This window comes from Nocardioides albertanoniae (assembly GCF_006716315.1).
Classification (GTDB): domain Bacteria; phylum Actinomycetota; class Actinomycetes; order Propionibacteriales; family Nocardioidaceae; genus Nocardioides; species Nocardioides albertanoniae.
On sequence record NZ_VFOV01000001.1, the window covers coordinates 4525630 to 4551512 of the forward strand.

General features: G+C 68.1%; 29 protein-coding genes and 2 tRNA genes. 15 read left to right on the forward strand and 16 right to left on the reverse strand.

From position 1 onward, the window contains the following. Positions 1–105: 105 nt before the first annotated feature. Positions 106–852: an ArsR/SmtB family transcription factor gene (locus tag FB381_RS21670; RefSeq protein ID WP_246088256.1), complete on the reverse strand. Its 747-nt coding sequence runs from the start codon at positions 850–852 to the stop codon at positions 106–108. A gap of 147 nt (positions 853–999) precedes the next feature. After that, complete coding sequence (locus FB381_RS21675) at positions 1000–1359, reverse strand: DsrE family protein (protein WP_008362746.1); 360 nt, start codon at positions 1357–1359, stop codon at positions 1000–1002. 310 nt (positions 1360–1669) lie between these two features. Here FB381_RS21675 and FB381_RS21680 point away from each other — a divergent pair, with 310 nt between their 5' ends. From FB381_RS21680 to FB381_RS21705, 6 genes are all read left to right on the forward strand, one after another. Further along, a complete protein-coding gene (locus FB381_RS21680; RefSeq protein WP_246088332.1) occupies positions 1670–2179 on the forward strand; it encodes a DUF2243 domain-containing protein in 510 nt (169 codons plus the stop codon). Positions 2180–2186: 7 nt separating this feature from the next. After that, positions 2187–3092: a cytochrome c oxidase assembly protein gene (locus FB381_RS21685; RefSeq protein ID WP_008362751.1), complete on the forward strand. Its 906-nt coding sequence runs from the start codon at positions 2187–2189 to the stop codon at positions 3090–3092. Further along, positions 3089–3736: a cytochrome ubiquinol oxidase subunit I gene (locus FB381_RS21690; protein ID WP_141782167.1), complete on the forward strand. Its 648-nt coding sequence runs from the start codon at positions 3089–3091 to the stop codon at positions 3734–3736. The genes FB381_RS21685 and FB381_RS21690 overlap by 4 nt, the downstream gene beginning before the upstream one ends. A 259-nt stretch (positions 3737–3995) precedes the next feature. Next, on the forward strand, positions 3996–7490 hold the full coding sequence (gene mobF / locus FB381_RS21695) for a MobF family relaxase (RefSeq protein WP_040756910.1): 3495 nt from the start codon (positions 3996–3998) through the stop codon (positions 7488–7490). A 244-nt stretch (positions 7491–7734) separates the two neighbouring features. Then, positions 7735–8337, forward strand: a complete 603-nt coding sequence (locus FB381_RS21700; protein ID WP_008362755.1) for a hypothetical protein — start codon at positions 7735–7737, stop codon at positions 8335–8337. Then, positions 8331–8681, forward strand: coding sequence for a hypothetical protein (locus tag FB381_RS21705; protein WP_008362758.1), 351 nt, complete (start codon positions 8331–8333; stop codon positions 8679–8681). Before FB381_RS21700 ends, FB381_RS21705 begins: the two co-directional genes overlap by 7 nt. 70 nt (positions 8682–8751) lie before the next feature. On the opposite strand, the gene FB381_RS21710 is transcribed toward FB381_RS21705, so the two are convergent. Beyond that, positions 8752–9594, reverse strand: coding sequence for a hypothetical protein (locus FB381_RS21710; protein ID WP_141782168.1), 843 nt, complete (start codon positions 9592–9594; stop codon positions 8752–8754). Positions 9595–9683: 89 nt separating this feature from the next. Here FB381_RS21710 and FB381_RS21715 point away from each other — a divergent pair, with 89 nt between their 5' ends. Further along, the gene (locus FB381_RS21715) at positions 9684–10358 is read left to right on the forward strand and encodes a helix-turn-helix domain-containing protein (RefSeq protein ID WP_008362762.1); all 675 of its coding nucleotides are present in this window, start codon (positions 9684–9686) and stop codon (positions 10356–10358) included. 43 nt (positions 10359–10401) lie between these two features. Here the strand turns inward: FB381_RS21715 and FB381_RS21720 are convergent, their stop codons facing one another. The 9 genes from FB381_RS21720 to FB381_RS21760 all read right to left on the reverse strand — a co-directional run bounded on the left by FB381_RS21720 (position 10402) and on the right by FB381_RS21760 (position 17376). Continuing rightward, positions 10402–11667: a site-specific integrase gene (locus FB381_RS21720; RefSeq protein ID WP_008362764.1), complete on the reverse strand. Its 1266-nt coding sequence runs from the start codon at positions 11665–11667 to the stop codon at positions 10402–10404. A 15-nt stretch (positions 11668–11682) separates the two neighbouring features. Further along, positions 11683–11958: a helix-turn-helix transcriptional regulator gene (locus tag FB381_RS21725; protein WP_008362766.1), complete on the reverse strand. Its 276-nt coding sequence runs from the start codon at positions 11956–11958 to the stop codon at positions 11683–11685. A gap of 171 nt (positions 11959–12129) precedes the next feature. Further along, positions 12130–12205 (reverse strand) — tRNA-Ala (locus FB381_RS21730). Positions 12206–12258: 53 nt separating this feature from the next. Beyond that, positions 12259–13080, reverse strand: coding sequence for a divisome protein SepX/GlpR (gene sepX, locus FB381_RS21735; protein ID WP_141782169.1), 822 nt, complete (start codon positions 13078–13080; stop codon positions 12259–12261). 101 nt (positions 13081–13181) lie between these two features. Then, positions 13182–13739, reverse strand: a complete 558-nt coding sequence (locus tag FB381_RS21740) for a GNAT family N-acetyltransferase (RefSeq protein WP_246088257.1) — start codon at positions 13737–13739, stop codon at positions 13182–13184. 38 nt (positions 13740–13777) lie between these two features. Then, entirely contained in the window at positions 13778–14272 is a 495-nt protein-coding gene (locus tag FB381_RS21745; RefSeq protein ID WP_141782171.1) for a MogA/MoaB family molybdenum cofactor biosynthesis protein, read from the reverse strand. Continuing rightward, the gene (gene moaC, locus FB381_RS21750; RefSeq protein ID WP_141782172.1) at positions 14269–14772 is read right to left on the reverse strand and encodes a cyclic pyranopterin monophosphate synthase MoaC; all 504 of its coding nucleotides are present in this window, start codon (positions 14770–14772) and stop codon (positions 14269–14271) included. The genes FB381_RS21745 and moaC overlap by 4 nt, the downstream gene beginning before the upstream one ends. Next, positions 14772–15980, reverse strand: coding sequence for a molybdotransferase-like divisome protein Glp (gene glp / locus FB381_RS21755; RefSeq protein WP_141782173.1), 1209 nt, complete (start codon positions 15978–15980; stop codon positions 14772–14774). The genes moaC and glp overlap by 1 nt, the downstream gene beginning before the upstream one ends. A gap of 10 nt (positions 15981–15990) precedes the next feature. Beyond that, positions 15991–17376: a UTP--glucose-1-phosphate uridylyltransferase gene (locus tag FB381_RS21760; protein WP_170225268.1), complete on the reverse strand. Its 1386-nt coding sequence runs from the start codon at positions 17374–17376 to the stop codon at positions 15991–15993. A gap of 23 nt (positions 17377–17399) precedes the next feature. Between FB381_RS21760 and FB381_RS21765 the strand changes: the two genes are divergently transcribed. From FB381_RS21765 to FB381_RS21780, 4 genes are all read left to right on the forward strand, one after another. Then, entirely contained in the window at positions 17400–18017 is a 618-nt protein-coding gene (locus tag FB381_RS21765; RefSeq protein WP_246088258.1) for a 5-formyltetrahydrofolate cyclo-ligase, read from the forward strand. Positions 18018–18077: 60 nt separating this feature from the next. Beyond that, positions 18078–18359: an FmdB family zinc ribbon protein gene (locus tag FB381_RS21770; protein WP_141782175.1), complete on the forward strand. Its 282-nt coding sequence runs from the start codon at positions 18078–18080 to the stop codon at positions 18357–18359. Positions 18360–18559: 200 nt separating this feature from the next. Then, positions 18560–19219 (forward strand): SAF domain-containing protein, encoded by a 660-nt coding sequence (locus FB381_RS21775; RefSeq protein ID WP_141782176.1) that lies wholly within the window; start codon positions 18560–18562, stop codon positions 19217–19219. Positions 19220–19289: 70 nt separating this feature from the next. After that, positions 19290–19640: an MscL family protein gene (locus FB381_RS21780; RefSeq protein ID WP_141782177.1), complete on the forward strand. Its 351-nt coding sequence runs from the start codon at positions 19290–19292 to the stop codon at positions 19638–19640. Between the two features lie 22 nt (positions 19641–19662). Here FB381_RS21780 and FB381_RS21785 read toward each other — a convergent pair whose 3' ends face one another. After that, entirely contained in the window at positions 19663–19875 is a 213-nt protein-coding gene (locus FB381_RS21785; protein WP_141782178.1) for a hypothetical protein, read from the reverse strand. Next, positions 19875–21980, reverse strand: a complete 2106-nt coding sequence (locus FB381_RS21790) for an LCP family protein (protein ID WP_141782179.1) — start codon at positions 21978–21980, stop codon at positions 19875–19877. Before FB381_RS21790 ends, FB381_RS21785 begins: the two co-directional genes overlap by 1 nt. Before the next feature lie 199 nt (positions 21981–22179). Here FB381_RS21790 and FB381_RS21795 point away from each other — a divergent pair. Further along, positions 22180–22255 (forward strand) — tRNA-Arg (locus FB381_RS21795). Between the two features lie 4 nt (positions 22256–22259). On the opposite strand, the gene FB381_RS21800 is transcribed toward FB381_RS21795, so the two are convergent. Then, on the reverse strand, positions 22260–23432 hold the full coding sequence (locus FB381_RS21800) for a saccharopine dehydrogenase family protein (RefSeq protein WP_141782180.1): 1173 nt from the start codon (positions 23430–23432) through the stop codon (positions 22260–22262). Between the two features lie 160 nt (positions 23433–23592). Here FB381_RS21800 and FB381_RS21805 point away from each other — a divergent pair, with 160 nt between their 5' ends. Genes FB381_RS21805 through FB381_RS21815 form a run of 3 tightly spaced genes read left to right on the forward strand, consistent with a single transcriptional unit; the run spans position 23593 to position 25563 of the window. Next, positions 23593–24375 (forward strand): response regulator, encoded by a 783-nt coding sequence (locus FB381_RS21805; RefSeq protein WP_141782181.1) that lies wholly within the window; start codon positions 23593–23595, stop codon positions 24373–24375. A 46-nt stretch (positions 24376–24421) separates the two neighbouring features. Continuing rightward, a complete protein-coding gene (locus tag FB381_RS21810; protein ID WP_141782182.1) occupies positions 24422–24691 on the forward strand; it encodes a DUF2277 domain-containing protein in 270 nt (89 codons plus the stop codon). Further along, positions 24688–25563 carry a Sir2 family NAD-dependent protein deacetylase gene (locus FB381_RS21815; RefSeq protein ID WP_246088259.1) on the forward strand — a complete coding sequence of 292 codons (876 nt, stop codon included), beginning with the start codon at positions 24688–24690 and terminating at the stop codon, positions 25561–25563. Before FB381_RS21810 ends, FB381_RS21815 begins: the two co-directional genes overlap by 4 nt. Here FB381_RS21815 and FB381_RS21820 read toward each other — a convergent pair. Next, positions 25549–25815 (reverse strand): hypothetical protein, encoded by a 267-nt coding sequence (locus tag FB381_RS21820; RefSeq protein ID WP_141782183.1) that lies wholly within the window; start codon positions 25813–25815, stop codon positions 25549–25551. The two genes, FB381_RS21815 and FB381_RS21820, sit on opposite strands and share 15 nt — an antisense overlap. Between the last annotated feature and the right edge of the window lie 68 nt (positions 25816–25883).

The window sequence follows — 25883 nt, forward strand, 5'->3', positions numbered from 1 at the left end:
CGCCGGCAGCAACTAGCCACCTGCGTCGCGACCAGTTCAGAGGCCCACGCCACGCGCGACGCCATCCGCCGACCTGACCGAGCTCCGTCCCGCCTCGAGCGCGGTTCACACTGACACCTCGCCGTTCTCAACCTCACGGTTCTCGACCAAGCCGGTCTCGACCGGGTGCCCGTGAGTGCGCCACTCCAGCATGCCGTCCTCGAGCCGACGTGCGGCAACTCCGCTGGCGGCGAGAAGGCGCACCGCGTCATGGGCCATCACGCAGAAGCTGCCTCGGCAGTACGTCACGACCTGCTGTGCCTTCCGAAGTAGCTTGGCATCGTCGGGCAGGGCAGACAGCGGCACACTGACGGCGCCAGGGATGTGCCCGGCCCGGTACTCCTCGCAGGGCCGGACATCGAGAAGCGTGACCTGCTCGTTGCGCATCAACTCCACCAGTTCTTCTCGTGAGAGCGTCCCGACCTCACTGTCGCCGGGAAGGCCCAGATAGGCGGCACGTGCTCGGTCGACGTCGGCTGAGCGGTGAAGAGCCACCGTACGAAGCCGGTCATACACATCCGCCACGTCATCTCCAGCCAGCCGGTAGTACACCTTGGTTCCCTCGCGCCGGGTCGCGACCAGATTGGCCAGCTTGAGCACTTGCAGGTGTGCCGAGACACTGGTCAGCCCCATGTCCGCAGTCCGGGCCAAGGACTCCACCGTTCGCTCGCCCTGCGCGAGCAGATCCATCAGCTCCAGTCGCCGCGGGCTCCCCAGAGCTTTGCCCACCACGGCCAGCCCATCGAAAAGCGCCCGGCGCCGCTCAATCGCTGCCACGCTCGCGGGTGAAGGTGGCCGCTCGGCGGCGGTCACCGGGACGCCTCATGGGCTGTAGACGTGCGGGGAAGCCTGCGCCCACACCAGAAAGCCGTCTCGTCTCGGGCCACATCCCCGCAGACCAGATCTCCGCCGAAGTCTTCGACCACGCCGTTCGACACAGCCGCGAAGCCCGGCCGCAGCTCAGGGGCGGACATAGGCCCAGCCCTCGCGCTGGCGCACCACCAGATGCGCAATCCCCGACTCCACCACACTGACGCCCGACAGCAGCCGATCGCGAGCAACTCCGTGACGCTGCATGGTGTTGCCGCATGCGTCCACGCGCACCCCTCGAGAGATCAAACCTAGAACTTCTTCCGAGACCGGAGAGCCGGTAGTCACCGCGGACAACCCGGCAGCGTGGGCGACCAGCTCGATCGAACACCTGGGTTCGAGTGCTGCCAGAAGGTTCTCGATGTTTCGCACCACCATCGTCATCTTGTCCCTTTCGCCCTCGGCGAGCTGGACGACAACCCCATCCGCAACCTCATGCCCTGCGCGCACAGTCCCTCCTCCAACGACCTTTATCCATGGATTTTTGGAGAATGTACAGGTGTCGAGAGACGAACCCAAGTCACCCGAGCGCACCGAGCGTGATCCTGGGTCTCTTGTCGGATCGATGTGGTGCCACAGGCCGGCCCGGCGCGAAGGTCGCCGCTCGGCCCGCTGACGGAGATCACGGACATCACGCGTAGGTGCGTATCTCGAGGCCTTTGAGGGGGTACTGGGGCGGCTCGAAAGGAACCCTAGGAGGGGATGTCCCGTGTCCACCGATGCCCAGTCTGCCAACGCGATGACCGAGCCGCGAAGCCTGATGACACCGGGAATCGTCCTCGGCGTTGGGGCTGGCGGGTTCGTTGACGGGATCCTGTTGCACCAGTTGCTGCAGTGGCATCACATGTTGACCTCCACGAACACCGACAACGTCGGTATCCGCTACTACCCAGAAACCACCGTGCACGGCCTGCAGATGAACACCGTGTGGGACGGTCTCTTCCACACCTTCACCTGGGTCATGGTCCTGCTCGGGATCGCCCTGCTCTACTCCCGTGTCCAGCACTCCCGAGGCAGGGTGTGGGTCGCCCGAGCCCTGTGGGGCTGGATCCTTGTCGGATGGGGCGTATTCAACCTGGTCGAAGGAATCATCGACCATCACATACTTGGAATCCACCACGTGCGCAGCGGAGACAACCAGATGGCGTGGGACCTGGCCTTCCTCGCTCTCGGGGTGCTCCTGGTGATCGCAGGATGGCTGCTGCAACGCGGCGCCAGCTACACCGACGCCACGAAGTCGCCGAACCGCCCCACCACCACCCGCTCCTGAGGTCGCCGTGAGTTCCATCATCACCGCGATGCCCCGCGCCCAGGCAGACGTACTCGCCCACGGGCCAGAGGGGCACAACACCGGGATATGGACCGACACCGTAGGCGTTCTGAGCGTCTGGTTTCCGCTGTTGCTGGTCGCTTCCTTGGCCATCGGCTACCTATGGTTGAGTCTGCGTGAACGAGGTCGCCGTGGCTGGCCCATGCACCGGATAGCGCTCTACCTATTCGGCTCGGCCCTCATCATATTTGCTTTGAGCCCTGGAATCGACGGCTACGCCGACCGTGACTTCGGCGGCCACATGGCCCAGCACCTGCTGCTGGCCATGATCGCTCCCTTGGCCCTTGTGCTGGCAGCACCCATCACGCTGTTACTGCGCCAACTCCCCCACCGCCAAGCACGACGACTAGGCCGGCTGCTGCACACGCGCTTCATCCGCGCGCTCTCCCACCCCTTCTTGGCACTGGTGCTGACCAGTGGCGGCCTGATCGCCCTCTACTTCACCCCGCTGTACGCACTGAGCACTGAGCACGACGCCGTCCACATCGCCGTCCACGCCCACCTCCTCGCCTCAGGACTGCTGTTCGCCTGGGCGATCGCAGGCCCCGACCCCTCCCCGGGCCGTGCCTCGGTACGCCTGAGACTGGTGGTCCTCGCCGTTTCTATCGCGATCCACTCAACAGTGGCCCAACTGATCTTCGCCGGCCTCCTTGTCCAGGTCAGGGAGCCCATCGCCGAGATGCAGGCTGCGGGGAACCTGATGTACTTCGGAGGCGACATCGCGGAGCTGCTGCTCGCCGTGGCCCTTCTCCTCACCTGGAAGACAGCACCATCCTCAACGCGCTCAGGTCATCGGTCGTCGCGAGCGCGCCACGAGCGCCTGGCTCGAACTGCCACTCCTGAAGGGGCATGAGCACAGCTGTGTTGACGGACCTGCTGCCATTGGCCACGACCCTGGAACCTGAGGGTCTCCTTCCCGCGCGCCAGCAGATGGCGCTCTCGCTGGGATGGCACATCGTCCTAGCTTGTTTCGGGGTCGCGTTCCCAGCGATGATCTTCGTCGCGCACTGGCGCGGGATCGCGCGCGGGGACGCGGTAGCTCTCGGCCTCGCCCAGCGCTGGGCGAAAGTGTCGGCGGTGCTCTTCGCGATCGGCGCGGTCTCCGGCACGGTGCTGAGCTTCGAGATGGGTTTGTTGTGGCCGGGGCTGATGGGTGAATTCGGCGATGTGCTCGGGTTGCCGTTCGCGCTCGAGGGCCTTTCGTTCTTCGTCGAGGCGATCTTCCTCGGGATCTACCTCTATGGTTGGGGCAGGATGCCGCCACGTCAACACCTGCTGATGGTGATACCGATGGCGATCGCCGGTGTGGTCGGCACATTCTGCGTGATCTCGGTCAATGCCTGGATGAACGCACCTAGTGGTTTTCGCATCATCGATGGAGAGGTCACAGACATCGACCCGTGGGCAGCGATGTTCAACGGCATCGTCGTCCTCCAGTTCGCCCAAGGACTACCCCAAGCTTCGCCAATCGCGTCGCCGCAGCGGCTCCAAAGGTGATGCCACCGCAACCTCACCACTCGATGGTCACTCCCGTTGTTCCCCGAGGCGCCGGACTGTCCGTTACGTTGCCCACGAACACACGCTCGACAGCGGACGCTGTCGCGCGGCTCCTTACCCGGTTGCAAAGGCCGAACCCGGTGGGAGTGCCGCAAGTCTTGGCCTATCCCGGTAGATCCCCGTCTGCCGGGGCAGACCTCTTTCATTCCCGCTCCTCTGGGCCACTCGCGGGCCTCCGTCGTCCCTGGGGTGTGTGACCATGACGATCCACAAGCTGGCCGCGGGCTCGGGGTATGAGTACCTGACCCGGCAGGTGGCGGCTGGCGACTCCACCGAGCTCGGCAGCACCGCGTTGGCTGACTACTACGAAGCCGAGGGCGAGGCACCTGGCCAGTGGGTCGGGGCAGGGCTCGCCGCGTTCGCCGGAGACGGGATCGGCTCGGGCGATGTGGTGACGGCCGGGCAGATGGGGCACCTGTTCGGTGCCGGGGAGCATCCGGTCGCTGGGCGGCCGTTGGGTCGGCGGACACGGTCGGATGGAGTGGCTGGGTTCGACCTGACCTTCAGTCCGGTGAAGTCGGTTTCGGCGCTGTGGGCGGTCGCGCCACCCGAGATTGCGCGGGCGATCGAGCAGGCCCACGATGCCGCTGTCCACGACGCGTTGGCCTATGTCGAGCACGACGTGCTGTTCACCCGGGAAGGGACCGATGGGGTCCGGCAGGTCGAGACCCGGGGTCTGATCGCGGCGGCGTTCCGTCACCGGGACTCGCGTGCCGGCGACCCGGACCTCCACACTCATGTGGCTGTCGCGAACAAGGTGCAGGCGAAACACTCGGGTCGATGGCTGACGGTCTACGGGCGTGTGTTGTTTCAGCACACGGTGGCGATCTCGGAGACGTACAACACCGCGCTCGAGTATCGGCTCGGTGAAGCGCTCGGTGTCACGTTCACTGAGCGTGCGAATCCTCGAGAGCGGCGCCCGGTCCGCGAGGCCGTGGGTGTCTCCGCCCGTCTGTGTCGCTTGTGGTCGCGGCGAGCCAGGGACATCGACCGCCGCGAGAACGACCTGGTGACCGCGTTCGTCGTCGAGCACGGTCGGCCGCCGACCGAGCCGGAACGGCTCCGGCTGGTGCAGCAGGCCAATCTCGAGACGCGTGCCCCCAAGCACGAACCGCGCGCCGAGGCCGATCAGCGACGACTTTGGCGCCGCCAGGCATCGGAGTTCCTGGGGAGCGAGTCGACCCTCGATGCGATGATCCGTACGGCGCTGGACGTGTCTCGGTCGGATCGCGGTCCGCGCTCTGGCGGACCCATGGAAGCGCATCTGATCCGGGCAATGGCGGTCGCCGTGATCACCGAGCTCGAAACCCGTCGAGCGACCTGGCAGAGCTGGCACCTACGGGCCGAGGCCGAACGCCAAGTACGAATGGCGGGATCTGGCAGGGTCGCCGCCGACGACTTACCCGCCCTGGTTGATGATGTTGTGGTCGCGGCCGTGGGGATGTCGGTGCCTCTCACACCCGATGATGATCCCGTCCTTCTGAGGGCCGATCTTCGCGAGCCGGGTGGCCTGCGGCGCTCAGACGGAACCAGTGTCTACCGGCACACCGGTGCTGATCACTACACCAGTCAGCGGATCCTTCAAGCCGAACAGCTGCTGGTCGACGCGGCCGGGTTGGGTAGCGACTTCGCGTTCTCTCCGGAGGAGATCGACATCGTCCTGGCGGCCAGCACGGTCGCCGGGGTGCGGCTCAATGACGGGCAACGTGCGCTGGTGCATGCGCTGGCCGGCGGCCACCGGGTCCGGCTCGCCCTAGCGCCTGCGGGGTCGGGGAAGACCACCGCGGTCGAGGTCTTGGCTGCGGTGTGGACGGCCAACGGCTATGACGCGATCGGGCTGGCCCCGTCCGCGGCCGCCGCGAAGGTACTCCAGGACGCCACTGGCCTGCCGTGCGAGACCCTCGCCAAGATCGACGACGAGATCCTCACCCACAACCACGCCGGTCGAGACCATCGCAACGGACTGAGCACCCGCATCGGGCCCGAGACCCTGGTCGTGATCGACGAGGCAGGGATGGCCGACACCCTGACCCTCGACCGCGTGGTCACCTTCTGCCTCTCACGCGGTGCCATGATCCGGCTCTTGGGCGATGACCAGCAACTCTCAGCGGTCGGTGCCGGTGGTGTGCTGCGGGATATCGCCCACCGGCACGGTGCCGACCGGCTCGAGGAGGTCGTACGCTTCATCGATCCCGGCGAGGCCGCAGCCTCCCTCGACCTTCGCGACGGCGACCGGGCCGCGATCGGGTTCTACCTCGACCACGACCGCGTCCACACCGGCGACGAGGACACGACGATGGCCGAGGTCCTCGCCGCCTGGCAACACGACCGAGAGCATGGCCTGGACGCACTCATGCTGGCGCCCACACGAGACATGGTCGCCACCCTCAACCAACTGGCACGCACCCAGCGTCTCGGCGGCGTCGACCCGCGGACCCAGGTCGAGCTGGCCGATGGCAACCAGGCATCCGTCGGCGACACGATCATCACCCGCCACAACCAGCGGCGTCTCGCGGTTTCTGGCACCGACTGGGTCAAGAACGGTGACCGCTGGACCATCACCCGCGTCCGCCGTGGCACATTGACCGTCCGCCACGCCACCACCGGCCTGACCGCGGTGCTGCCCGCTGACTATGTGGCCGACCATGTCGAGCTCGGCTACGCCTCGACCGTCCACACCGCCCAAGGCCTCACCACCGACGTCGTCCACGGGATCGTCGATGGCCGCGAGGACCGGCAGATGCTGTACACGATGCTGACCCGCGGCCGGCTTGAGAACCATGTCCATGTGGTGCTCGAACCGGTCGATCCGGTCGATGCCGATCGGGAGCAGTGCACGCTGCCAGGGATAGAGGAGCAGCTGACCGCGATCCAGGTCCTCGACGAGGTGGTGGCTCGTGACGGGGCTGCGGTCTCGGCCACCACCACGCTCCGCCGCGGTCGCAGCTGGTCCACCCAGCTCCACGACGCCTCCGTACGTTATGGCGACGCGGTCACCACCGGAGCACAACGGGTGCTCGGAAGCGGTTGGGAGGAAGCCATCGAGGCGGCGGGCGTGGGCCCGCTCCCCTGGCTCCCGTCAGTTCCCGCTGGCCTCGCGCGCGACGAGTCGTGGGGTCCCTACCTCGCCGCGCGCGCCCGGCACGTCGAGGTGACCGCAGACGGCTTCCTCAACCACGCACATGGCGCCGACGCACCGACTGCGATGAAGAACGGGAAGCGTCCCGCCTGGATCGCCCGGTATGCCGATGTCCTCGGCGACCTCCACGACACCGTGGCGCTGTGGCGGGCTGCCCACGACGTGCCGGAGGACGATCCGCGCCCGACCGGGCCAGCCGTCAACGACCCGATCGCCGCTCGTTTCCAACGCCACCTGTTACGGCAGCTCACCGTTCGCCACAGCGACTCGGTCCGCCGCTGGCACGAACTGATCATCCACCGGACAGGAACCCCAGCCCAGGACGACCACACCAGAGGCGAGGCCATCGAACTCGCCCGCATGCTCGACACACTCCATCGCCGCGGCCACGACGCCAGCGGACTGCTCGACCGTGCCCTCGCCAGCCGTGCTCTGCCCGAGAGCCATGCCATCGCCGCCCTGACCTACCGCATCCGCAAACTCACCCCACACGACCCGCTTCAGTCACGACGCGAGTCAGCCGGGCACGCTAGCCCCTCGGCATTCGGCCTGTGACCCACCCCGTCACGTTCGGACCCTATCTCGCTCCAAGAGAGCCTCGTCTTCTGGGAAGTCTGCCGATTCCCCACAGGTCCCTCGCCACGGTGAAGGTCTTGACGACGCTGTCTCGGCAGCAGCATCCGCTGCGTGCGGTGCAGAAGTCCTGCGTTCGCGGCCTCGCAGTCGGATCGCGCCCGGAGCCGGTCTACCCGCGGTTCTGCTCGATGGTCCCCGAATCATCGCCCTAGGCTCAGGGCACGTGACAGCACGACTCAATGACACCCAGTTGGCGGTGCTCAACTGGCTTGCGAGGGATCCCGGTGCCGGCGAAGCGACGAACCCGCAGCGGCTGACCGCACGCGCTCTGGAGAGGCGAAGGCTCGTCAAGATCAGGGGCCGTGGACCCCGATGGCATGCAACGCTCACAACCGCCGGCCTCCATTACCTCGAGCATGGGGCATACCCGCCCGGCCACTTCTGGTCGCAACCCGATCCGGTGTCCAAGGCGCCTGCAACAACACCGGCACGCGAGCGGCCTGGGAAGAAGAAGGAGGCCAAACCCGAGGTCGACCTCACCATCGACTCGCCAGCCGGTAAGCGACGCCGAGGAGGCCGGCCAGCAGGAGACGCGCTGTTTTCTGGCGACGTGAGCGATCCGTACGATGAGAAGATCCTCATCACTGTCAAGGAGGCCGCGTGGATGCTCAGTCTCCCTGAGCATGCGATCCGTCAGGCAGTCTCGCTCGGTGATCTTGACCGCGTCTTCATCGGCGAGGGCGCGAGGAACTATCGGATCGTGTACGGATCGCTGCTCGCCTGGGTGAACTCGATGCCGCGAGAGTCCAGGAAAGGCTGGTGGTGAAGATGCGGCCCGAGCACTGGGAGCCGCCCGACCCGCCCAAACTGCTCGTATCGGCCCGACGGGTTGCAGAGGAGTTGGACGTCCCCATCTGGAAGGCCAACGAGATCTGCTGGTGCCTCGACCGGCGCTTCTACGCCCCAGGCCAGACCCACTACCGGGTCACCCGAGCATCACTCGACGCCTTCAAGGCACTCCTGGCTGACGGCATGACGACCCTCGGCGCACGGTCGGTCATGTGGCACTTCAAGCAACGGGGAAGCTTGCCGCCACCAGATCTCGGCAAAGAAGAGCGAGACTGGATCTACTGGCACTCCCGACAACGCCGGCCGAACCGCCGCTGGTGAGAATCGAACCGCTGCCAGGCGCCAAACCTCATGCAGACTCCACAGGATCGTGTCATCACGACCTGCCGGGTCAGGCTGCACCGATCTCCCGGCCCTTCTGCTCTGAACACCCACGCTCCCAGCTGGTGTCGTCGGTCCACACCGCGGCATAGATCTTCAGCCGGTCCAACGAACGCGCAGCGCGTCGCCGCAGCGTACGGGCCGCCTGTGGGTGGTCGCGGGCTACCAGCTCGACGGCCGCAGGTGTGGTCAAGCCGAGTCGTCCGCGACGTGGCGGTGCGCTAACGGTCTCGGCGGCGGCGGCGAGCTCGTGGAGTAGGCGCACATCCTCCTCCTCGACAGCGTGGTCGCGGATTGCCTGGTCGAGGAACTCACACAACTCCACCTCCGGCGCGACCTCCCCCTCCAGGTCTGCGCGATCGTTGGCGAAGCTCGCGAGCATGGCAAGCTCGTCAGTGAGCAGCACATGCTTCCAGTGGCGGTCGGCACGGCTGCCGACACCGAGGGAGGCTGTGACCTCGCGTCGGGTCGCGTTCAGGAGTGCCCGGGCCAGCCACGGCGTTCGTAACCGATGCGCCTGACAGGCCTGCACCCACAGCTCGGAGGCGACCAGTGCATCGATGTCGAGCGACAGGTCGCTCAGCCCTTCTGCGACCCTGCACGCTCCAGGGATCAGGAGCCACACCAGGGCTGCGACTGCTGACCGGTCGCTGGCGGTGAGAGTCGCCAGAGTCCGTAACACCGCCGTCTTGTCCGCGACATCGGCCTTGCGGGTCCATTCTCTGAGGTCCGCGAGGTCATCGACCACGGCCAGGCGCGGGTCGACGGCGCACCATCGTTCCCATCCTTCTCGCGCTTCGGCGAGCAGCGGTGACGCTGGATCGTCGAGTCCAAACTGGTCTGCAACGCTCATCGAGTCCCCCATTCCTGGTTGTCACCAGGTAGGTGCACCGCACAAAGACGCCTCTTGAGCGTGCCAGATCCGAAGAGTTATGTTTTGGTATGGCCATCGGCCACGAGGGCTCGCTGTTGAAGGCCGCTCGCGTTGCTCGCGGGCTGACCCAAGAGACGCTCGCGCGCCGAAGCGGAACGTCACAGCCATCGCTGTCGGCCTACGAACGTGGCACGAAGTCGCCCACCCTGGCGGTCCTGGAGCGGATCTTGCGCTGCCTCGACTTCGAGCTCGCTCTAAACGAGCGGATCATCTTCCACCAGATCGAGGTCGCTGGGCCCGGGCGATCCACGGCCCTGGTGCCGAACCGGCTGTGGCGGTTGTCGCCCGAGCGGTGCTTCGCGCCGCTATGGGTATGGCACGGTCGCGATCACAAGGTGTTCTCCCTGGGTGACCGCGACAAGCGGGCTGCTGGTTATGCCTGGCTGTTGCGCTACGGCGACGAAACGCAGCTCTTCGAGCACCTCGACGCTGCACTTCTGGTCGACGTATGGCCCGATCTGGTTGACGGCCTGCCTCCGGAGATTTGCGAGGCGTGGTGGCCGTTGATCGGCTGGACCAAGGATCAAGCCATCGAGGAGCTGATCCTCGCCGACGCTCAGGCATGGGGGCAGGACTACCGACGCCGAACCGCGACCCGCGCGAAGAGGCTGCGGGTGTTCCGGCGGCTGGCCGAATACGGGTTGGACCCCGATCAGATCCGAGCGCTGATGCGGCACTGGTGACGGGCCCGGCCATCACCACCGGCGTCGACACGCCCGAACAGCATCACGCGGCGGCGTCACCGTCATCAACCTCCTGCTCGACCCGCGCGATGACGTCGTCCTCCCCGGGGGCGGGCGGGAGGGTGAGCAGGGTGCCGTCGGGGCTCTCCCAGCGGAAGGTGCGCTCCATGTGGGAGGCTGGGGTCCGGTCGATGGTGGTGTCGACCTCGATGTAGAAGCCTTCGGTGATCGCCGATGAGGTGTGGCCCAGGAACGTGGCTGCCGCATCACTGTCCATGCCACGGGCGATGACAGTTGCTCCGGTGCGGCGGTACCAGCGCAGGCTGATCCCGGAGTCACCCAAGCCCGCGTCGACCAGAAACTCGCGGAAGGTGCGGCGTACGTTGGGCGGGACCAGCGGGCCACCGGTGCGGCCGGCGAAGATGGTGCGCTCAGTTGGGACGCCGCGCAGCCGGCGGCGGATCACCGCAGCAGCGAACTCCGGGACCGGGACGAGCCGGTTCGAGGAGTCGGTCTTGGGGCGTTCCTGGCGGAAGGTGCCTTTCTTCTTACGCTGCACCACGGTGCCTGTGACCGCGGCGATCATCCCGGCCGGGCCGTCGGTGATGTCGCAGGGGCGCAGGGCCAGCACCTCGCCCGGGCGCATCGCGGTGCCGAGCAGGATCTCGATGATGTCTCGGACCTGGCCGTCGGGTTTCGGGCCCGGCAGCCCGGGCTGGGTGCGCCAGTTGGCGGCGGCCTCGCGGATCTTGCTGACCTGTTCGAGGGTGAGCGCCTTCGGCTTGTTCTTCACCGCTCGCAGCCGTGAGGTGCCCTGGACGGGGTTGCGGTTGATCGCGTCGTGGCGCAGTGCGTAGCCGAAGAGCAGGTTGAGCACAGTGCGGGTCTTGCGGGCGCGGGAGGGCGAGTCGGCCTCCTGGGCATTGAGTAGCGCCTCCACTCGGCCTGTGGTGAGTTCGGCGAGGGTGAAGTGCTCGAACGCGGGCATGATGTACAGGCGGACTTGGTCGCGGTAGTGGTCCTTGGTGCCGTCGGCCAGCTCCTTGGTCTCCAGGTCAGCGTCCCAGCGTTCGACGAGGGTGGTGAACGGCGCGTCGGGGCGCAGGTCGCCGGCGTGACCGAATCCGGGGCGGCGTAGCAGTCGCTTCTTGAGTTCACGCCGTGCCTGCGGTGCTGTCTCTCGGCTGACCCGAACCTGCCGGACCCTGCCGTCGGCATCGCGCACCCGGGTCTCAGCGATCGTCTTCTCACCCTTACGGCGAGTGGTGATCGTGCCGTAGGTGCCGATGTCGATGCGCGGTCGAGTCATCACCGCTCACCCCCGTCAGCCGGCCTCCGCGTCGGGACGATGACGTTGGGCGTCCTCCTCCTCCAGGCTGGCCAGCCAAGCCTCGATCTCGCCCGCCCGGAACCGAAGTTCGCGGCCGACTCGGAATCCCCGCGGCCCGCGGCCCTGGGAGCGCAGGTCGTAGAGGGTCTGGATGGGGACGTGGAGGTGGGCGCAGAGTTCGGAGAGGGTGAGCACGTCTCCGAACGGCGCAGTCGCGGCGTGGGCGTCGTAGGCGTCGGGGTTGTCGTGGGCGTTGTGGTTGGTGTCCATGCACCCCAAGGCACCGAGCCTGCCGCGAGTGGCCGAGACGGCCCGAGGCACCTCGACCATGTCGTCTCGAGCTGAGCGGTGGTTTGGCTGAATTCGCGGAGTAAACGCGGAGCGGGCATCTGTTCATCCTTGGTTCTGGATGCCGGATGCCCGCTCTGACCTGGTATTTCTTGGTGGAGCTGAGGGGATTCGAACCCCTGGCCTTCTCATTGCGAACGAGACGCGCTACCAACTGCGCCACAGCCCCAAGCGATGTGAAACGTTAGCACCTCGCCGCTGGTGATTCCCAATCAGTAGGCATCAGGAGCCGGTGGCGCGGTTGCGGGCCGCGTCGGCGGCCTCGGCAGCGGCACGCTCGGCCTCTTCGGCCTCGCGGACGAGCTTGGAGTCGGCGGCGTTGCGGCCCGAGCTCCACACGCCGGTGGCGTCGAGGTCGATCGTGCGTACGCTGCGGCGCGGCGCCGCCTCCTTGGAGACGTACGTCGGCAGCGGGGTCTCGACCGGCTTCCAGGAACCCTCGGGGATCTGCTCGCCGGTGTCGTCGTGCTCGACGACGGCGACCAGGTCGCCGGTGTCATGGTCGATGTCGAAGGTGACCCGGGGCGGGGTGACCGGCTCGGGCTCGGCGACGTCGGCGGGGAACGGGGTGCGTGCCCAGATCTCCTGCTGGTGGCGGACGCTGAACCGGCAGGTGACCAGCCAGGCGACGACGATCCCGCCTGGGATCGCGATCCAGACGGGCTTGACGACACCGAAACCGGCGAGTGCGCCGACCACGACGAGGCCGAGGAGAAGCACACCGAGCACGATGCTGCGGCGCTTGGCCGCGTCTCGGCCCGCCCTGCGGCGTACGGCCATCGGCACCGGCCGCAGGGCCGGCTCCTCGGACGGAGCAGCCTTCTGCCCCGACTTCTTCGACGACGACTTCTCGGTCACCAGGTCGGTCGAGCTCTTGCCGGTGGCCTCTCGCCGCGCCAGAATTCGGCGCGATGCGGAGATGGCGGCGCTGGCCCGACTCCTGGCACCGTCCTCTGCACTAGCAGTCTGCTCGAGCGCTTTTGGCACCAAGTACACCGCCCACGCCACGGCGAGGGCGACGAAGATGAGTGCGCTCGGGTCCACGTCAAGAAGCGTAGGAGCCTTGACCAGCCCGTAAGCGGATGTGCTGTGGTGTGTCGCGTGTGACTTGTGTGATTTCAGACAGACACGCCGAGGTCAGGGCATCATTCAGGTGACAATCCGAGCCGGGAGAGCATCCCCTGGTGACATTCTTCAACGGTGATCGCGAAGATCCGGTGGTCTCGCCAGGCGCCGTCGATGTGCAGGAATCTGGGCGCATAGCCGATCTCGTCGATGCCCAGCTTCTCCACGACACGCAGCGAGTTGATGTTCTCCGGCCGGATGCAGACCTCGATGCGATGCAGCCGCGCGGTGGTGAAGCAGTGGTCGATGACCAGGGCCACCGCCAACGGCATCACGCCCCGCCCGGCGAACTGCACGTCGATCCAGTAACCGATCGACGCGAACTGCGCCGAGCCCCGCACGATGTTGTTGACCGTGATCTGACCGGCGAACCGGCCGTCGACCTCGATCGCGAACGGATAGGTGGCGCCGCGCTTGGCCTGCCGGCGAAGACGACGTACGAGGCCGGCGAACGTCGTCGGGCGCGCGGCCGAACCGGGCGGCACGGTGGCGTCCCACTGGTGGAGCCAGTCCGCCGAGCGGCGGCGTGCCTCGGTCCACGCCTTGGCGTCGATGCGGTCGAGGGGGCGGATGGTCACCGCACCGTGCGTGAGCACGGCGGGCCAGCCCGGATCGGTCACTGGCCGTTGCCCCGGGAGTGATCGCTGCCGACCGACTGCTCCGCCGCGTGGGGCAGCACCGGGCGCAGGACGTCGATCGCATCCTTCACGCCGCCCCGTGAACCGGGAAGGTTGACCACCACGCACGCTCCGATCTGACCTGCCAGACCGCGGGACAATAACGCCGTCGGGATCCCCTTGGCCACTCCGGCCGCCCGGATGCCCTCCGCGAGCCCGGGGATCTCCCGGTCGAGCAGCGGGCGGGTCACCTCGGGGGTCAGATCGGTCGGGGTGAGCCCGGTGCCGCCGGTGGTGAGCACCACCCTCGCCCCCTCGCGCGCGGCCCGGGCGATCGCCTCACCGACCGGGTCGCCGTCGCGTACGACCTCGGGGGGTGCGACCTCGAAGCCGAGCTCCTCCAAGAAGGCGACGAGGAGCGGACCGGTGGTGTCCTCGTAGACGCCGGCCGAGGCACGGTTGGAGGCGACCACGACGCTGGCGCGCAGGCTCATCGCCCGCCCCGCTGCTGGTCTCGCTGCTGGTCTCGCTGCCAGTCGCCCGACTTCCCGCCGGACTTCGTCTCGACCTGGATGTCGGTGATGACCGCGCCCTTGTCGACGGCCTTGACCATGTCGACCACGGTGAGGCCGGCGACCGCGACGGCGGTGAGCGCCTCCATCTCGACCCCGGTGCGGTCGGTGGTCTTGACTCTCGCGGTGATCTCGACGGCGTCGTCGGCGAGGCTCAGCTCGACCTTGACGCCCGAGATCGCCAGCGGGTGGCACAGCGGAATCAGGTCAGGTGTCTTCTTCGCCCCCATGATCCCGGCGATGCGGGCGACGGCGAGCGCGTCGCCCTTCGGCACACCCTCACCACGGAGCAGCGCGACGACCTCCGCAGAGACCAGCACCCGCCCGGAAGCGGTCGCGACCCGGGCCGTGACGGCCTTCTCGGAGACGTCGACCATCCGGGCGGCGCCGGCCTCGTCGACATGGGTCAGCCTGTCGGCCATCAGAACTCCGCATCCAGCTCGATCACGTCCACCTCGGCATTCTCACCCAGAGAGACCGTCTCCGGTGGGATCACGATCAGGCAGTTCGCGGCGGCGAGGTCACCGATCAGATGCGACCCCGGCCCGCCGACGGGAGACACGCTCGCCTGCGAGCCGTCGTACCAACCGCGCAGATACTGCTCCTTGCCCTGCGCCGAGCGCACGGGATGGGTCAGCGTGGCGCGGCGTACGGGGCGGGCCTCCGGGGTCAGCCCCATCAGCCGGCGCACGGCCGGGAGCACGAAGAGCTCGAAGGAGACGAACGAGGAGACCGGGTTGCCGGGAAGGCACACCACCGGCACGCGCTCCTCGCCGACGCGGCCGAACCCCTGCGGCTTGCCCGGCTGCATGGCCACCGGGCCGAACCACACGCCGTGCGGGGTCAGCGCCTCCTTGACGACGTCGTAGTCGCCCATCGAGACACCGCCGGAGGTGACCACCAGATCAGCGCGTACGAGCTGGTCGGAGAGGGCGGCCATGAACGCCCGCGGCTCGTCGGGCACGATCCCGACGCGGTAGGCGATCGCGCCGGCGCGGCGGGCGGCCGCGGCCAGCAGGAAGGAGTTGCCGTCGTAGATCGAGTCGTGCCCGAGGCTGTCGCCCGGCTCGCGCAGCTCGGTGCCGGTGGAGAGCACCACGACCCTGGGGCGCGGCCGCACCGCCACCTGCGCGCGGCCCACGGATGCGATCAGGCCCAGGTGGCGCGGCCCCAGCACCGTGCCCGCAGGCACGAGCAGGTCACCCTTGGCGACATCCTCACCCGCGTAGCGCACGTGCTGGGCCTCGTCCGGAGTGCGGCGGATCTCGACGGCGGCGACGCCACGGTCGGTCCACTCGTACGGCACGACCGTGTCGGCGCCCGCCGGCATCGGTGCGCCCGTCATGATCTTCGCCGCCGCACCGGGCGGCAACGCGAGCACCGAGGCCTGTCCCGCACCGATCTCGCCGACCACCGGCAACCGCACCGGAGCATCGGCCGACGCCGTCGCGACGTCGGCGTAGTGCACGGCGTAGCCGTCCATCGAGGAGTTGTCGAAGCCCGGCAGCGAGACGCCCGCATGCACGTCTTCGGCCACCGCCAGCCCGAGGCAGTCCATCAGGGGCTGCGGGTAGGCCGGCATCGGCTCGAGGTCGTCCAGAATGCGCTGGCGATGTTCCTGGGGTGTCACCCCGGAGACTCTAGTGCGCGGGGTCGGAGAGGACGGTCGCGGGCGCGACGCGTTCGGCGTTGGCTCCGTCGAGGGTGACCGCACCCATGACCTGGACGCCCTTGCCGAAGGTCCAGTCGCCGTTGACGGTCAACGAGGTCGCATGGCGCAGGGACGGGGCGCCTTCGGGGAAACGCTCGTCGAACTTGGCGACATACTTGTAGTGGTCACCGTCGAGATCGATGAACGGCACCTCGTCGGCGACCTGGTCGAGCACGAAGCCGTCGCCGATGTCGTAGACGTCGGAGCGGAGCACGAGCAGGTCGTTGGTGGTCTTGACCGGCACGAACCGGTCGCGGCCCACCTCGATCAGCTGCGAGCCCTCGAAGACCTCGATCGCGGCACCCATGGCGGTCTCGATCTGCACGACCTTCTCGCTCTTCGGGTCGGCCGGGTCGACGGTCTTCTCGTTGCGGATCATCGGCAGACCGAGGATGCCGTCACGCTCGGCCAGGACCTTCTTGAGCGCCTTGAGGTCGAACCAGATGTTGTTGGTCGAGCAGTACTTGTGGCGGTTGAGATCCTGCAGAGTCACCTTGTCGGCATCGAGCGTCTGCGCGGTCTCGCGCAGGATGAGCCGACCGTCGGCCTTGCGCCGCGCGAAGTGACCACCCTTGCGGTCGCTGGGGGTGCGGCGTACGGCCTCGATCGCGAAGGGCGCACCGCTCTTGGCGAACCAGCCGGCGACCTTCTCGTCGGGCACCGCACCGAGGTTGTCGGAGTTGGAGACGAAGACCCGCTCGTATCCCTGCTCGATGAGCAGGTCGAGGAGGCCGGTGTCGAGCAGCGCGGTGTAGATGTCGCCGTGGCCCGGCGGACACCACTCCAGCTCGGGGTCCTTGGGCCACTCGACCGGGGTGAGGTCTTTGACGAGCAGCCGCGGCTCGCGGTTCTGCAGGAACTCCAGGGGCAGCCCCTCGACGGGCAGGTCCTCGTAGCGCTCGAGCGCGGCCAGACTGTCCTCGGAGGTGCGGAAGGAGTTCATCAGCAGCAGCGGGAGGCGTACGTCGTACTTCTCGCGCATGTGCAGGATCTGGCGCGCGATCACGTCGAGGAAGCTCAGCCCCTTGCGCACGCACAGCAGCGACTTGGCGCGGTCCATGCCCATCGAGGTGCCCAGACCGCCGTTGAGCTTGATGACCGCGGTGGTCGAGATGGCGGTGTGGGCCTCGTCGTCGGAGACCTCGGCATCGTGGATCGACGGGATGTCGACCGGCTCGATGGTGTCCTCCGGAATCATCCCGGTCTCACCGTGCTCGAGCTGGCGGTAGTAATGTGCGAACGTCTGCACCGCGACGTCATCCACGCCGGCGTCGCGCATCTTAGCCATTGCCTTGGCCAAACCTGGGCTACCCATGGGGGAAAGCCTAGGCTGTCGTCGTGTCGGATTCACACACGCCTCCGGGTTCTGATGGTCCAGCCCCCGCCGACTTCATCGGGCGAAAGACTGCCCTACGCGACCAGCTGATCACCAGCCGGGGACGCATCGGGGTGCCACAGCTCGGTGAGCTGGCCCGGGCACTGGCGCACGTGGTGACAGACATCCCAGACGTACGCCGCGCCGCGACCGTGGCGCTCTACGTCTCGATCGGCAGCGAACCGGGCACCGGACCGCTCCTCGACGAGCTCGACGCGGCGGGCAAGCGCGTGCTGCTTCCGTGCCTGCTGCCCGACAACGACCTCGACTGGGCGGTCTACGACGGGTCGCTGGTCAGCGCCGCGCGGGGGCTGCTCGAGCCCGGCGGTGAACGACTGGGGGTCTCGGCGATCGCTCAGGCAGACGTCGTGCTGGTGCCGGGCCTGGCCGTCGACGCGCGCGGCAACCGGATGGGACGTGGCGGCGGCTCCTACGACCGCGTGCTCGGGCGGGTGCCCGTCGGCACGCTCACCTGCGCTCTGCTGTATCCATGGGAGATCGGCGTCACGGTGCCCATGGAGGCGCACGACCGGGCCGTGGCCGCGGCCGCGAGCGCGGAGGGAATGCGGCGCTTCGACTAGGCGTTCGCTAACATTGGCAGTCGCGCCTGTCGAGTGCCAGATTTCTGTTCTAGGAGACCCGTGCCCACCTATCAGTACGCCTGCACCGAGTGCGGCCACGCCTTCGACCAGTTCCAGAGCTTCAGCGAAGCCTCGCTGACCGAGTGCCCCGAGTGCGGCGGCAAGCTGCGCAAGGTCTTCAGCGCCGCTGGCGTCGTCTTCAAGGGATCGGGCTTCTACCGCACCGACTCCCGCTCCAGCGGCTCGTCCTCCACCTCGTCGACGTCTTCGTCGTCGTCCTCGTCGTCCTCGGACTCGAGCTCCTCCTCGCCGGCCCCCGCCACCTCCAGCTCCTCCGACTGACTCACTCTTTCCCCCGCCCGCCGAGAAGTCACTCGTGCAGGCCGAGGGGTCACTTCTGCAGGTCGAGACGTCACCTTGGTGACGCCTCGGCCTGCAGAAGTGACCCCTCGGCAGTGGGTTATCCACAGGGTTGTTCACAGGGGTCTTGGGGGTGTGGATAGCGAGGTGCGGGGATGCCAGGGGCGGCTTAGCGTGCCGGGATGTTCACACGCCTCACCACATCCGCCCGCCGCGTACGCCGCGGGGTTCTCGCCCATCGACGCCTGCTGGCGTTCCTGCTGACCGCGGCAGCGGTCGCGATCGGACTCTCGGCCGCGAGGCCGCACCCGCCCGACACCACGACGATGGCGGTGGCCTCACGAGATCTGCCGGTCGGCGCCGTCATCGGCGCCGCCGACCTGACCGAGGTCGAGACCGACCCGTCCCAGCTGCCCGCCGACCTGGCCGAGACTCCGATCGGCGAGCGCCTGGCGGCACCCCTGCGACGCGGCGAGCCGGTCACCGACGTACGCCTCGTCGGTCCCGACCTGACGGAGGGCCGTCCTGACCTGGTTGCGGTGCCCGTCAGGCTTCCCGACGCCGAGATGGCGGGGCTGCTCCGGGTGGGCGACACCGTGGATCTCTACGCCACCGACCCCGCCACCGCCGAGACCGCCCAGGTCACAACCGACACGCTGATCCTCAGCCTCCCTCACCGCGCTGAGCCGACCGGAGATGATTCGGTAGCACAAGCGAAGAGCGAAGGGATCGGCGCAGCGAACACGTCGACAGGCCGCTTGGTCATCGTCGGAGTGGCCGCGAGCAGTGTCGAGGACGTCACGTCCGCAGGGGTGGGTGGTTACCTCACCTTCGCCTACTGACTTCCCCGGTCAGCGCCGCATTCCGGGAGTATCCTTCACCTCACACACTGATCAACAGGAGAGCACGACAATGGACGGTTTCAAGAAGTTTCTGCTCCAGGGTGACCTGATCAAGCTCGCCGTGGCATTCATCATGGGCGGGGCGTTCGCCACGGTCGTGACCGCGACCGTCACGGTGATCATGGACCTGATCGGCAAGGTCGGCGGCACGCCCGACTTCTCCGGCTGGGCCCCGGGCGGCGTCCACCTCGGCGCCTTCTTCACCGCGCTGATCGCCTTCATCATCCTCGCCGCGGTCGTCTACTTCGGCATCGTCAAGCCCTACACCGCTGCCAAGGAGCGCTACTTCCCGGACCCCGAGCCGGGCGAGACCGAGGTCGACCTGCTCAAGCAGATCCGCGACAGCCTGGCCGCCCGCTGATCAACACCTCGTCGGTGCCGCCTCACCCTCCGTGGTGGGGCGGCACCTGTGATTTCAGCCAACGGTCGGAGGCCGACTCTCCCGACTCCGCGGAGGTCTCCCGCTCGTCCTGAGTCGTCTCGGGGAGCACGTCACCGAAGATCCGCGCCAGCCGCTGCTTGCGCTTCCACTCCGGCTCCTTGGGCTCCGGCTTCTCCGACTGTCCTGCTTCGTCGGGCGAGGAATCCTCAGCCATCAGCACAGTCCCGCGCGATCGCGGGCAGCCTTTGCATCTTCAGCGATCTGATCGAGCTCCTCCTCGGAGGCGCCGCTGCTCGCTCCGTCGGAGGCATCGCCTGTGGTCTCCCCGGACTCCGCCTCGCCGGTGGGAGCAGGATCGGCGGTCTCACCGTCACTGCCCTCGTCGCCAGAGCCTTCGCTCTTCTTGGCGCCCGATGCCTGGCCGGCATCAAGCGCACCCGCAGCGATCTTCTTGGTCAGCGGCTTGTCATTGGCGATCGCCTTGAAGACATTTTTGGCCTTCTCCTCGTCGAGCACGACCGTGGCTTCAGGGTTGTCGGGGTCGGGAACGGTCGGGATGGTGAGGAACTTGATGTTCTCCATCCCGACGCTCTGGAAACCGGATCCGATCTTCGCCATCGAGTCGAGGTTGTCCTTGAGGCCCTCATCCATCGTCAGACCCTTGGTCGCGGCATTGAGGAAACCGAGCACCTTCGTCGGGCTCGACAAGGTGTCGCCGGAGAGGAGCTTTGCCGCCATCGATCCGATGAACGCCTGCTGGCGTTTCGACCGGTCGAGGTCCCCGCCGTCACCGAGACCGTGACGCAGACGAACGTAGTTGAGCGCCTGCTTGCCTGACAGCGTCTGATCACCGGCGTCGAAGTGTGCGCCGGTGTAAGGGTCGTCGACCTCTTGGGGAAGGCAGACGTCGACCCCGTCGATGGCGTCGACCATTCCCTTGAAGCTCGAGAAGTCGACGACGACCACATGGTTGACCTGTACGTCGCACTTCGCGCCGCACATGTCGTCGGCCACGGACTCCACCTGAGCGATCGTGCAGGTGGGGCCGGCAGTCGAGTAGGCCTCGTTCCAGCGCACGTAGTCGGCTGCGGCCGCCTTTCCGCCCTCCTCACGATTGCACGAGGGCCGGTCGACCATGGTGTCGCGCGGGATCGATACCCCGTAGGCGAACTTCCGGTTGGCGGAGAGGTGCAGCAGGATATTGGTGTCGGAGCGCTGCCCGTCCTTGGTGAGACCGTCGACGTTGCATCCCTTGCAGTCACGACTGTCCGACCCCATCACCAAGATGTTGATCGGCTCCTTGGGACCAACATCGCCCGAACCCTCCAGGCTCACGGTGTCGATGTTCGACTTGAGGTGCCGATAGGTGTAGACCGTGAACAGCCCGACGACGAGGGCCAGCACGAGCAGCGTCGAGCCGAGGACCTGCCAGACACCGATGCGCGGCTTGTCGTGGCCGTCGTGCTCGCCCGGCGGATAGGCGGCGTACGGATCCTGGTAGCTCTCTCGCGGGCCGAAGTCGTCATAGGCCTCGTCGCCGTAGCCGGGTTCGAAGGCAGCGGACCGGCCCCGCGCGGGCGGGTAGTCGTCGTGGCGGGCCTCGTGCAGCTCACCGCGGGAGGACGTACGGCCAAGCGGCTGGTCGGCGGGGGCGGCGGCCGCACCCGGATCGTTCCAGTCGAACTCCCGGGCGGCGGAAGGCGCCAGCTGCTGGTCGGGGGCCTGCGGAGCGGGGGGCGGGAAGGTCTCCTGCCGATACCAGTCCTGCACCGGTGCGACCGCGGTCTCCTCGGGCGAGGGCGCCGGCGCGGGCGGAGGCGTCGGAACGTGACGGCCGGGTCGCGGGTTGTCGCGCAGCGGACGGGCCACGGCGGTGACGTCCGGATCGCTCCACTCCTGGGGCGCGGGCGGAGCGGGCCGCGGCGTCTCGCCAGAGGCCTCCCGGCCCATCGCCTGGTAGCGCTCGGCCCTGGTCGGCTCGCGCCGTGCCGGCACGGCGGGCGGAGCAGGATGCGGACGCTCGGCGCGGGGCTGCTCCGGCTGGCTCGGGGCAGCAGGCGCCGGTGGCGTCGGGCGGGCCGCACGACGGCCGCCGCCCGATGGGGACGGCGCAGACGGTGCAGACGGCGAGGGAGGCGCGGGCGGAGGGGGTGAGACGAACTCCGAGGCGGCCGGGCGGGCAGCACGACGACCACCACCAGGCTCGGCCGACGGCTGGTCGGTCGGCACGTCAGCGGCCCGCGCGCCACGAGCCCGAGTGCCCCCGGACTCGTTCGCCTCGGGCTCCTCGGCGCCGTACATCCACTCGAATCCGGACACGCCCGAGCCTGAGTCCTCGCCCCCTCGTCGGGGAGGCATGGGGTCAGGCATAGATCACCGTCACTCGTCGCTTGGCTTCGGGGGATTCGGGTTGAATCGACGGTGACTCAACCTACGCGAGGGCCCCAAGTCTGGCCCCAGTGCGCATCGAACCCCAAACCGTAGTATCCCCCAACGTCATGGCAAGATATCGGGGTATGCCCCAGTAGCTCAGTGGATAGAGCAGCCGCCTCCTAAGCGAAAGGTCGCAAGTTCGACTCTTGCCTGGGGCACCAAGCACTACCCCTCGACGACCTCGAACCGCATCCCAGCGGCCTGAAGACGAGTCAGAAGCGCATCCCCCATCGCGACCGCCGTGGTCACCGACCCAGCGGTCTCGGGAAGCGAGTCGAAGGCGAGGCAGAGCGCCGACTCGGCCAGCATCTTGGAGGTCTCGGAGTAGCCGGGGTCGCCGCCGGAGACCTTGGTGTGGATGCGTCGGTCACCCGACTCCCCCACGAAGTCGACGCTGAACCACGACTTCTCGCGGCGGCCCTGCGACGGCCCGCTGCCCTGCTTGACCCGCTCGCCGATCTTGGCGCGCAGCGGCGGCACCTGCAGCGCGAGCGCCAGACCGCTGACCCCGACCACGCCGCCGACGGCGTACTTCAACGTCTTGGTGCCGGCGAAGTGCGAGTAGCTGAACGCCGGCCCGTACGCCTCCAGCGCCGCCCCGGAGCGGGCGACGATGAACGGGTCGATGGTCGGCAGCGGCAGCAGCCAGTAGCCCAGCTCGCGTTCGCGACCCAGGCTGGGCTTCGCCGCTCGCGACCTGCGCCCCACCGGCCGCTCCTCGAGCGCCCGGCGCTCCCGTGAGGCCGCCGCCATCTCCCGCGGCCGCGAGATCTGGCCGAGCGCGGAGTGGAAGGTGCCGCCGGAGAAGGTGGCGTTGGAGCGGACGATGCCCTTCATCGCCAGCGGCTCGGTGATCTCGCCACGGGCCGCGAGCTCACGCACCGTGAAGTAGGCGCCGAGGTCGTGCGGGATCGAGTCGAACCCGCAGGCGTGCACGATGCGGGCGCCGTTGGCACGGGCGACGGCGTCGTACTTCACGAACATCCGGTCGACGAACTCGGGTTCGCCGGTCAGGTCGACATAGTCGGCACCGGCTTCGGCGCAGGCCTTCACCAGCGGCTCGCCGAACTCGAGGTAGGGCCCGACGGTGGTGATCACGACGCGGGCTCGCGCCGCGAGCGTGGCCAGCGAGGCGGAGTCGTTGACGTCGGCCTCGATCAGCTCGACATCGGCAGATCCCAGCGAGTCACGGACACCCGCGAGACGCTCGGGCGAGCGGCCGGCGAGCGCCCAGCGGAGACCGTCGGGGGCGTGCTCGGCGAGGTAGCCGGCGACCAGACCGCCGGTGAACCCGGTCGCACCGAACAGGACGATGTCGAGATCGCGAGAAGTCGTCATGCCCGCTACCTTTCCAGAAGCCGGGAATTCTGCGGAAGGCACGGTCACCAGGTCATCAAATGTTGCATCATTGGCGATACGCTAGAGCCGTTTGTCGAGGCAGGTCGCGTTGCGATAGACCAGCATCGACGAACGGCCCGACACCATCCACAACAATGAGATGAGCGAGACGAGCCAAGTGGGCGACGCGACGATCAGCGTGCTGCTCGTCGACAGTCACGATGTCGTGCGTGTCGGCGTGCGATCGGTGCTGCTCGCGGAGACCGACATCGAGGTCGTCGGCGAGGCGCGCACCGCGGCCGAGGCGCGGCCGTTGATCGCCACGCTCCGCCCCGACGTGCTGGTGCTCGATGCCCATCTGCCCGACTCCTCGGGCGTCGCGCTGTGCCGCGAGGCGCTGACGATGACGCCCGAGATCCGCTGCCTGGTGCTGGCCACCGACGCCGACGACCAGGTGATGAGCCAGGCGATCATGGCCGGTGCCGCCGGCTACGTGCTCAAGCAGATCGAGGCGGCCAGCCTGGTCTCCGGCGTACGCCTCGTGGCCAGCGGCCACACGCTCTTCGACCCCGAGGCCGCCGCCAAGGTCGTGCACAACGTCGAGGCACGGCGCCGGATGCACGAGGTGGTCGCCGACCTGACCCCGCAGCAGCGGCGGATCCTGGTGCTGCTCGCCGAAGGCATCTCCAACCGGCAGATCGCCGAGCGTCTGGTGCTGGCGGAGAAGACCGTGAAGAACCACATCACCGGGCTGCTGGCCAAGCTCGGCGTCAGCCACCGCACGCAGGCCGCGCTGATGGCGAGCCAGCTGCTCGAGGACGGCGTCGTGCCCCGGCCGACGTCGCCGGCCGACGATGCGCGACAGGCTCGCCCTGGCTCCGGCCCGAAGCCTCCGCGCCCCCGCGGCCCGGCCGCGTCGCGTCCGCCGGAGCGTTCCCGGTGACGCGAGTGCGCACCTGACCTGCGGCGATCCGAGTACCGTTGTCGGCATGTGCCGCAACATCCGCCCGCTCCACAACTTCGAGCCGCCCGCCACCAACGACGAGGTCGCCGCCGCCGCCCTTCAGTTCGTACGCAAGGTGAGCGGCACCACGAAGCCGTCTGCCGCCAACCAGGAGGCCTTCGACCACGCCGTCGCCGAGATCGCCCACATCACCCGGCATCTTCTCGACGACCTGGTCACCAACGCGCCCAAGAAGAACCGCGAGGTCGAGGCCGCCAAGCGCCGGGCCCGCGCCGAGGGCAGGTACGCCTCTTGACCCTGGGGGCGCCCGCCGAGGCCAGCAGCTACGCCGCGGCGATGGCACTCCTCGAAGACCGACCGCTCGTGGTGCTGACCGGGGCAGGCGTCTCGACCGACTCGGGCATCCCCGACTATCGCAGTCCCGGCAGCCCGGCACGGCAGCCGATGACCTATCAGCAGTTCATCTCCGGACCGCAGGAGCGGCAGCGCTACTGGGCCCGCAGCCACCTCGGTTGGCGGCGGATGGGCAACGCGACACCCAACGCCGGCCACCGGGCGGTCGCGGCGATCGACCCCGACCTGCTGATCACCCAGAACGTCGACGGGCTGCACGAGCAGGCGGCGCCCTCGCCGGCGGCGAACCGACGGATCGTGCCGCTGCACGGTCGGGTGGCCGACGTCATCTGCCTGTCGTGTCGCACGGTGAGCGCACGCCGCGATCTCCAGGCGCGCATGGAGCCGCTCAACGTCGGCTGGGCCGAGGCGCACGCCGACGTGGAGACCCGGCCCGACGGTGACGTCGCCCTCGAGGAGACCGCGGACTTCGTGGTGCCCGACTGCGAGATCTGCGGCGGGATCCTCAAACCCGACGTCGTCTTCTTCGGCGAGAACGTGCCCAAGGACCGGGTCGCCCGGTGCACGGACGCGGTCGACGCACTGGCCACGTGCGACGGGGCGCTGCTCGTCGCCGGCTCCAGCCTGACGGTGATGAGCGGCTACCGGTTCGTACGCCGCGCCGCGAAGGCCGCGACCCCGGTCGTCATCGTCAACCGGGGCGCCACCAGGGGTGACGCGGAAGCGGCGTACAAGCTCGAGACCGGCACCAGCGAGTTCCTCGCCGATCTGGCCTCGCGCCGAGACTCACGCCCAGAATCAAGCAGAGCGTGACTCGGCCAGGCTCGACATGCGCCCGGCGGCCTCGTCGACGGAGAGTCTGGCACCGATGAAGAAGTGGTAGACCGGGCCCTCGTCGATCAGCAGCACCTTGGCGCTGTGGAAGTCTCCACCGAGGTCGGTGAGCACGATCTCCTCACCGCGCTCGAGATGGCGGGTCAGACCGGTGTCAGTGTGATGGACGGCAACTGGGCGGAACGTCTCGTCCAGCTCGCGACCACGAGCGGGCAGATGAACGACCTCCATAGAGCTCTCCCCTCCGGAGACCCCCGCAAGTCTCGACATGACAACTGCTGAAGCCAGATCGATGAACT